Here is an 8,299-nt window from a genome sequence, read left to right as displayed (position 1 = left end):
CCAGATCCGAATCCGCCGCCGCCAGCACCGCCAGACAGGACCCGTCACTGATCGACATGATCAGCAACAACCCCCGCTGCATCTCCACCACCGTCTGCGTCACCGGGCCACCCTCGAACACCCGCGAGGCACCCTGCGTCAGACTGATCAACCCGGCCGCCACCGCCGCCAGCTGATCCGCCCGGTCCTTCGGAAACCCCTGCGAGAACGCCAGAGGCAACCCGTCCGCCGACACCACCACGGTGTGCGCCACGCCGGGAACCGAATTCGCGAAATCACTGATCAGCCAGTTCAGGCCGCGCGCCCCCTGGCTCAACTCCCTCATGCGCCGTCCCCTTTCGCCCTCGGATAGCCCTCGTCCTCACTCAGTTCGCCCCGGGCCACCGCCCGGCCCTGCCGTACGCCCTGCTGGAAGCTCGCCAGCCGGCTGCGGGCCCGGTCGGGCGACAGGAGCGGCTGCTGCGGGGACGCGGGCGCCGCGGGCGGTTCCGCGGAACCGGGCACAAGGTTGGCCTTCGGCACCCGCTTGGGCAGGCCGGAGATGGTCGTGCCGTCCGACGCCGGCTTCTCGGCGACGGCGGCCGCGGCCTGCCAGCCGGCGTCGACCGCCGAAGTGTCCTGCCAGCCCGATCCGGTGTCGCCGGCGGGCTCGCGGCGGAACCAGGCGGACTCGACGGAGGCGAAGATCGGCAGGTATTCCTCGGCCGCCGGCGGCCCGGTCTCCGCCCCGCTCGGGCGCACGCCGCCCGGCTGGACGGGAGCGCCGACGGGAGCGCCGTATATCGGACCGGAGATCGAGACCGGTCCTGTCGTCGCCGGCATCGCGCCGGGCCTCGCCGGGACGGGTCCGGTCACCGCGGGCAGAGGCCCGGTCACCGCTTCGTCCACGCCGGACGACCGGCCGCGTATCCGGGTGAGCGGATCGTGGAGAGCCGGCGCGGCGACCCCTGAGCCCAGCCCCTGGGAGCCCGGCCCGTGCTGACGACCCCAGCCCCCGATGCCCTGCTGTGCCGTCCCCTCCACGGCCTGCCGCGGGCTCCAGGCGGCGGCGAACGCACCCTGATAGGCCTCCGGCTGGTACGCCGGATGGCTGATGATCGACTCCGGCAGCAGGACCATGGCGGTGAGCCCGCCTCCGTCGTGCGGCCTGAGCTGGACCCTGATGCCGTTGCGCAGGGCGAGACGGCCGACCACGAACAGGCCCATCCGCCGCGACACCGACACGTCCACCACCGGCGGGTTCGCCAGCCTCCAGTTCGCCTGGCCGATCTCCTCCGGGGTCATGCCGATGCCGGAGTCGGTGATGGAGACCATCACGCCGCCGCCGTCGATCCGGTTGCCCGAGACCACCACTTTCGTGTCCCGCGGGGAGAACGACAGCGCGTTCTCCACCAGCTCGGCGAGCAGGTGGATGACGTCGTTGACGGCCTGGCCGACGATCGACACGTCACCCGGGAAGTTGAGCACCACCCGCTCGTATCCCTCGACCTCCGACAGCGAGGCCCGGATGACGTCGGTGATCTCGACGGGCCGGCTCCAGCGGCGCGCGGGCTCCTGCCCGGCGAGGACCAGGAGGTTCTCACTGTTGCGGCGCATGCGGGTCGCCAGGTGGTCGAGCTTGAACAGGTCGCCGAGCCGCTGCTCGTCCTGCTCGCCCTGCTCCAGGCCGTCGATCAGAGTGATCTGGCGTTCCACCAGCGTCTGGGTGCGCCGCGACAGGTTCACGAACATCGCGTTGACGTTGCTGCGCAGCCGGGCCTCGTCGCCCGCCAGCCGGATGGCCTCGCGGTGGACCTCGTCGAAGGCCCGCGCGACCTCGCCGATCTCGTCGGCGGAGACCACGCCGATCGGCTGCACCTCGGCCTGACCCGTCGCGCCGCCCTCGGAGTCGCGCAGCCGCTGCACCAGAGTGGGCAGGCGGTGCCCGGCGACCTCCAGCGCCTCGCTGCGCAGCCGCCGCAGCGGCCGTACGAGAGAGCGCGCCATGACGGCGGTGATGAGCAGGACCAGCAGCAGGACGACGACGACCATGCTGATGCTGAGCACTGCGACGTTCCGGTCGGAGCTCTGCAGGGCGGCGCTCCGGCTGACGATGGACTTGGTCAGTCCGTCGGTCACGTCGCGCATGAGGTTGGCCTGCTCGCTGATCGCGTCGAACCAGAGGTCGGCGTCGGTCCCCCTGCCGCTGAGGTTGCGGATGGGCTGCCCGGATCTCACGAGGTAGAGCACCCGGTCGACGAAGAACCGCGCCCGGTCCACCTTCTGGTCGGTGACGGTGTCGTTGTAGAGCTGCCGCTCGTCGGTGGTGGCCACGGCGGTGAACGCCGCCAGCTCGCTCTGCTCCCTGGCCGCCGCGCCGGTGAAGGCGTCGAGCTCCGCCTGGTCGAGCCGCTGCCGGACCAGTCCCGCCGCGAGCAGCGCGCGCTGCTCCGACACCGCCTCCTTGGCCCGAGCGAGCGCCCCGAGCGCCTTGATGCTCGCGTACAGGCCCTCGTCCGGCACTCCCTGGCCCGCCGCGTCGTACAGCTTCATCAGGTCGTCGGTGACGAGCCGGTACTTCTCGATGCCGCGCAGCGGCGGGAGCTGCGTGTCGAGCACGATCTTCCGGAACGCGGTCAGGTCGGCCAGCCGGGCCAGGGCACGCGACAGGTCCTCCCGGCCGAGCCCGCCCAGCGCGTCCCCGCTCGTCTCGGCCCGCGCGCTCACCTTCTGCGCGGCGGCGTCCACGGCCTCGTGCTGGTTCTTCACGAGGGTGAGCAGGTCGCCGTCACGACGGCCGCCCGCGACGTACTCGATCGCCAGGTCCCGCTCCAGCTGGATCTCGTGGAGAAGCATGCCGATGCTGCCGACGAGCTCGACGGCGTCGCGCACCCGCTGGTACTCGGCGGCGCTGGCTATCGAACTCGTCACCCGCAGGCCGCCGAGCAGGACCGCGACGACGGTGGGCAGCACGATCAGCGCGACGAGCCGGGTCCGCACCCGCCAGTTCTTCAGCTGCATCGAGTTGCCGACCGCGGGATCGGCGGGGGGCCCACCGTCCACGGAGGACGCGCCGGCGGCGGGCTCGGGGACCGGTTCGGGCTCGGCGCGGCGACCGCTCTCGATCGTTGCTGTCCTCACTGGCGCAACCTCTCGCGCTGATCTCAGGGATAAGGCTCCGGGGTCGCTCTAATGCGAGAGCCCGCACATCACCGGGCAATTTGAGCATAAGGCGTCGAGATAGACAAAGAGCATGGCATTTTGGAGCGGTCCAGCTTTTCGCCCCGACCAATATGTATGCGCACAAGACGGCGACGAGCAGGGCGAAAGTGATATCGGACGGGACATGCGCGAGGACCCCCCTCATGGAACCGGTCCAAGCCTCCGGCCGTAATTACAAACGATGACAGAGGTGATTTATCCCTGAATTTGACTACAATCGTGACTCAAACACACCGAATCCGTACGGCTCCTGTACGCTTCTCGCCCGTCGCCGTCTGCGCGGGACGGGCCCGCCGCGGGCGACCACCTCAACACTCCAGACAAGGAGATTTCATGAGGCTTTTGAGTCGTACTCTCGCCGTCGGCGTCGTGGCCGTCCTGGCGCTCACCTCTTGCGGTAACTCCGACACGACGTCCTCCGCTCCCGCGGACAACGGACTGGAGAAGACGACGCTGAAGGTGGGCACCATCCCCGTGCCGGACAGCGCGCCGTTGCAGGTGGCCATCGAGAGAGGGTTCTTCAAGGCCGAGGGCCTGGAGATCCAGCCCGAGGTGGTCGCCGGCGGCGCCGTCGCCACCCAGAAGCTGCTGGGCGGCAGCCTCGACATCTCGCTCGGCGCCTACGTCGGGACATTCCTCGCCCAGGACAAGGGCGCGGGCAAGTTCAAGTATGTTTCGGACAGTTACGGCGCCGCTCCCGGCGCTTTCGTCATTATGGTCAAAAAGGACTCCCCGATCAAAACTGCTGCAGACCTCAAGGGGAAGACCATAGCGGTCAACGTCCTCAACAGCGTCAGCCAACTGACCGCTGAAGTGCAGATGAAGGTGGCCGGGGTGACCGCGACACCGAACCAGTTCGTGGAGAAGACGTTCCCCGACATGCCCGGCGCCCTGGAAAACGGCCAGGTCGACGCGGCGGCGATGGTCGAGCCGTTCATCACCGTGGTATCGAAAGCGGGCGGCAGAATCGTCGTCGACGAGATGACCGGTCCGACCGAAAGTCTGCCCATCGCCGGCTGGTTCACCACCGAGGCCACCGCGAGCAAATACCCCAAGGCGATCGCCGCGTTCCAGCGGGCGCTCGGCAAGGCCCAGGCGATCGTCGCGAAGGACCGGAAGATCGTCGAGGAGACGCTGCCCAAGTACACGAAGATCGACGCCGCGACCGCGGCCGTCATCTCCCTGGGCTCCTACCCGACCTCCCTCAGCGAGACCCGGCTGCAGCGCGTGGCCAGCCTGATGAAGGAGTACGGCTACATCAAGAACGATCTCGACGTGAAGTCGATGATCCTGCAGCCTCCGGCGAGCTGACGGACATCCCGTAACCGCTATGGAACACGCACGAGTCCTCCGCGGCGTCGCCGGCGTCGCGGGGTTCCTCGCCGCGGCCGAGATCGTCGGCGCGACCGGCCTGATCGACGACCGCTTCCTGCCGCGCATGTCCACGATCCTGCGCGGCGCGGCGGAGCTGCTCGCCGACCAGGAGTTCCTCGCCGACGCGCGCGCCACGCTCGTCGCGTGGGGACTCGGGCTGCTGCTGACCGTGGCGGTGGCGGTCCCGGCCGGACTCGCGCTCGGGGCCCTGCCGCCCGTGGAGCGCGCCGTACGGCCGCTGATCGAGTTCCTCCGGCCCATTCCGTCGGTCGCCGTGATCCCGCTCGCGATCCTCCTGTTCAGCGACAACCTCCACCTGAGAGTGGCCGTCGTCGTCTACGCGGCGTCCTGGCCGATCGTCATCAACACGATCTACGCGTTGAGGGACGTCGATCCGCTCGCCAAGGAGACCCTGCGCAGCTTCGGGTTCGGTCCGGTGTCGGTACTGCTCCGGGTGGCGCTGCCCAGCGCCGCGCCCTTCATCGCGACCGGGATCCGCGTCGCCGCCGGCACCGCCGTCATCCTCGTGATCAGCGCGGAGCTGCTCGCTGGAGGGGCGGAGGGCGTCGGGATCTACATCATGGAGGCCGCGGGCGGCAACCGGATGGACCTGATGCTCGGCGCGACCCTGTGGGCCGGTCTGTTCGGCGTGCTGTCCAACTCCGCCCTGGTCGCGGTGGAACGCAGGTTGTTCCGCTGGCACGACGTACGCGCCGGAGCCGCCCGATGAACGTGATCAGAGCCGTCGGCCGTCTGTGGCTGGTGCCCGTGACGCTCGTGGCCTGGGAGATCGCCACCCGCGCCGCCGGGCAGCCGTTCTTCCCTCCCCCGTCGGCGACGCTGGCCCGGATGGGTGAGATGTGGCTGTCCGGCCCGCCCGCCCACCTCCTGCTGACGGAGCAGGCGATGAGCGATTTCGGCCCCAGCCTCGCCCGGCTGTTCGCCGGGTGGGCGCTGGCCGCGGTCCTCGGGGTGGCCGCCGGGGTCGCCATCGGCTGCTCCCCCCGCCTGTCCGGCTACCTCGACCCGCTGATCCACCTCGGCCGGGCCGTGCCACCGCCGCTGCTGGTGCCCTTCTTCCTCGCCCTGCTGAAGCTGGGCACGCCGGCGCAGCTCGCGACGATCGTGTTCGGCATCATCTGGCCGATCCTCCTCAACACCATCGACGGCGCGCGAACGGTGGACCGGCAGCACCTGGAGACCGCGCGCATCTTCGGGTTCTCGACGGCCCAGCGGCTCACCAGGGTGATCGTGCCCGCCGCGATGCCCAAGATCTTCGCCGGCCTGCGGCTGGCCCTCTCACTGGCCCTGATCCTGCTGATCGTCGCCGAGATCTTCGCCGGCTCCGGCGGCCTCGGCTACCGGCTCCTGTCGGCGCAGCGCACCTACCTCTACGCCGACATGTGGGGCTGCCTGGTGGTGCTCGGCCTCCTCGGCTATCTGCTCAACTCCGCGTTCCTGCTGTTGGAACGGCGCGTTCTCGCCTGGCACAGGAGCGCCAGGCAGACCACCTAGGAAGGCATCGTGCTCGAGATCACCGATCTGGTCCACTCGTACGGCTCGCATCGCGTTCTCGACGGGGTGAGCATCCGTGCCGCCGAGGGCGAGCTCGTCTGCGTCGTGGGCCCCTCCGGCTGCGGCAAGTCCACCCTGCTGCGGTCCGTCGCCGGTCTCATCCGCCCCACCGGGGGCCGGGTGCTGATCGACGGACAGCCCGTGGAGCGCATCCCGGACAACCTGGCCGTCGTCTTCCAGGACTACAGCCGTTCGCTCTACCCCTGGATGACCGCCGCGAACAACGTAGCGCTGCCGCTGCGGCGCCGCGGGCTGGACCGGCGGCGCCGCAGGGATGCGGCGATGGCCGCGCTGGACCAGGTCGGCCTGGCCGACGCCGCGGAGAAGTACCCCTGGGAGATGTCCGGCGGGATGCAGCAGCGGGTGTCCATCGCCCGCGCTCTCGCCTACCGCCCGTCCCTGCTGCTGATGGACGAGCCCTTCGGCTCGGTGGACGCGCAGACCCGCGAGGACCTGGAAGACCTGGTGCTGCGGGTATGCGCGCATCACGGCATGACGACCCTGCTGATCACGCACGACATCGACGAGAGCGTCTACGTCGGCGACCGGGTGATCGTCCTCACCCGCTCGCCGGCCCGGGTCGCCGCCGACCTGCCGGTCGACCTGGGCGAATCACGCGACCAGATCGCGACGCGGCAACTCGACGCGTTCGTCCGGCTGCGTGCAGAAGTGGGCCGCCTGGTCCGAGGCGGCTCCCCCACCCCCACTGTTCTGGAGAAGCATTGATCGACTCCACCGGCCCTGTCTGGGACGCCATCGTCGGGCTCTCGCGGTTCGCCGCGCTCGCCGCGATGGCCGAGCTGAACTGCGCCGAGCACCTGGCCTCCGGCCCGATGAGCGTGTCGGAGCTCGCCAAGGCGTGCGACGCGCACGAGCCCTCCCTGACGCGCGTGCTGCGGGAACTCGAGACGGTCGGTGTGGTCCGCACCGTCGTCCCCGGCATGTACGAGCTGACCGAGGAGGGTCAGACGCTGCGCGACGGCGTTCCCGGCAGCCTGCGTTCCGCGGTGCGCGTCACCGCCGAGAACGGGTACTGGTACGCGATGGGCAACCTGGCGCAGACCGTGCGGGACGGACGGTCCGCTTTCATCACGCGTTTCGGCCCCTTGTACGGCTATTTCCAGGAGCACCCCGAGGCCGCCCGGCTGTTCAACGAATACATGGCCATCCGCGCGGCGCCGCTGGAGGCCGCTCTGGCCACCGCCTACGACTTCACCGGCGTACGGACGCTCGTGGACGTCGCGGGGGGAACCGGGCACCTGCTCGCGGCGGTGCTCGACCGGCACCCCGGCATGCGCGGCGTGCTCTTCGACATCGCGCACGTGGTCGAGGACGCCCGGGAGTCGATGCGCGCGCGGGGCCTCGGCGACCGCTGCGAGTTCGAAAGCGGCGACTTCTTCGGCAGCGTGCCCGCGGGCGGGGACCTCTACCTGCTGGCCAGCGTCATCCACAACTGGAGCGACGAGGCGGCCCTGCGCATCCTGGCCAACGTGCGGAAGGCGCTTCCCGGCCACGGCCGGATGCTGCTGCTGGAGATGGTGCTGCCGGACGACGCCACACCGCACATCGGCAAGGACCTCGACATGCGCATGCTCGCGTTGACCGACGGCGGGAGGGAGCGCACGCTGAGCGAGCACACCCGGCTGCTGGGCGAGGCGGGCTTCACGCTCTCCCGCGTCCTGCCGCTGCCCGCCGGGGCGAGCCTGATCGAGGCCCTGCCCCGCTGACCGCTAGTGGAATCCGGGGCCGGGAACGGCGACACGCATGGTCAGCGCGTGCTCGACGAGCGTGATCAGCGTGCTCTTGACCGATTCCCGGTCCCGCGCGTCGGTGCGGACGATCGGAATCTGCGGCGACAATGTCATCGCCTCCCGCACCTCCTCCTCGGCATGCGGAAACTGCCCGTCGAAGCCGTTGACGCCGACGACGAAGGGCAGGCGGGCCTCCTCGAAGTAGTCGATCGCCGGGAAGCTGTCGGCCAGCCGCCGGGTGTCGACCAGCACCACCGCACCGATCGCCCCCCGCACCAGGTCATCCCACATGAACCAGAACCGATGCTGACCCGGCGTACCGAACAGATACAAAATCAGATCCCGGTCCAGCGACACCCGCCCGAAATCCATCGCCACCGTCGTCGTGGTCTTGTGCG

General features: G+C 70.0%; 8 protein-coding genes. 5 read left to right on the top strand and 3 right to left on the bottom strand.

Going from position 1 to position 8,299, the window contains the following annotated elements; genetic code table 11:
• The coding region (locus HHX41_RS39335) for a roadblock/LC7 domain-containing protein (protein ID WP_182909999.1) at positions 1-325 on the bottom strand (325 nt) is incomplete at its 3' end.
• The gene (locus HHX41_RS39330) at positions 322-3,120 is read right to left on the bottom strand and encodes a nitrate- and nitrite sensing domain-containing protein (protein WP_310742383.1); all 2,799 of its coding nucleotides are present in this window, start codon (positions 3,118-3,120) and stop codon (positions 322-324) included. The genes HHX41_RS39330 and HHX41_RS39335, both read right to left, overlap by 4 nt.
• 414 nt (positions 3,121-3,534) lie before the next feature.
• Between HHX41_RS39330 and HHX41_RS39325 the strand changes: the two genes are divergently transcribed.
• From HHX41_RS39325 to HHX41_RS39305, 5 genes are read left to right on the top strand one after another with little or no spacing between them, the layout of a single operon-like run.
• Positions 3,535-4,512 (top strand): ABC transporter substrate-binding protein, encoded by a 978-nt coding sequence (locus HHX41_RS39325; RefSeq protein ID WP_249349936.1) that lies wholly within the window; start codon positions 3,535-3,537, stop codon positions 4,510-4,512.
• A gap of 19 nt (positions 4,513-4,531) precedes the next feature.
• A complete protein-coding gene (locus HHX41_RS39320) occupies positions 4,532-5,305 on the top strand; it encodes an ABC transporter permease (protein ID WP_182909998.1) in 774 nt (257 codons plus the stop codon).
• On the top strand, positions 5,302-6,090 hold the full coding sequence (locus HHX41_RS39315) for an ABC transporter permease (protein ID WP_182909997.1): 789 nt from the start codon (positions 5,302-5,304) through the stop codon (positions 6,088-6,090). Before HHX41_RS39320 ends, HHX41_RS39315 begins: the two co-directional genes overlap by 4 nt.
• Before the next feature lie 9 nt (positions 6,091-6,099).
• Complete coding sequence (locus HHX41_RS39310) at positions 6,100-6,876, top strand: ABC transporter ATP-binding protein (protein ID WP_182909996.1); 777 nt, start codon at positions 6,100-6,102, stop codon at positions 6,874-6,876.
• Entirely contained in the window at positions 6,873-7,877 is a 1,005-nt protein-coding gene (locus HHX41_RS39305) for a methyltransferase (protein ID WP_259401681.1), read from the top strand. The genes HHX41_RS39310 and HHX41_RS39305 overlap by 4 nt, the downstream gene beginning before the upstream one ends.
• Positions 7,878-7,880: 3 nt before the next feature.
• Here the strand turns inward: HHX41_RS39305 and HHX41_RS39300 are convergent.
• A partial coding sequence (locus HHX41_RS39300) for an ATP/GTP-binding protein (RefSeq protein ID WP_182909995.1) occupies positions 7,881-8,299 on the bottom strand: 419 nt, incomplete at its 5' end.

This window comes from Microbispora sp. H13382 (assembly GCF_014161445.1).
Classification (GTDB): Bacteria; Actinomycetota; Actinomycetes; order Streptosporangiales; family Streptosporangiaceae; genus Microbispora.
This window is presented reverse-complemented; position numbering and strand designations above follow the sequence as displayed.

Coding starts and splice junctions, on each gene's coding strand:
- HHX41_RS39315 (WP_182909997.1), top strand. CDS start 5,302: ATGAACGTGATCAGAGCCGTCGGCCGTCTGTGGCTGGTGCCCGTGACG.
- HHX41_RS39325 (WP_249349936.1), top strand. CDS start 3,535: ATGAGGCTTTTGAGTCGTACTCTCGCCGTCGGCGTCGTGGCCGTCCTG.
- HHX41_RS39320 (WP_182909998.1), top strand. CDS start 4,532: ATGGAACACGCACGAGTCCTCCGCGGCGTCGCCGGCGTCGCGGGGTTC.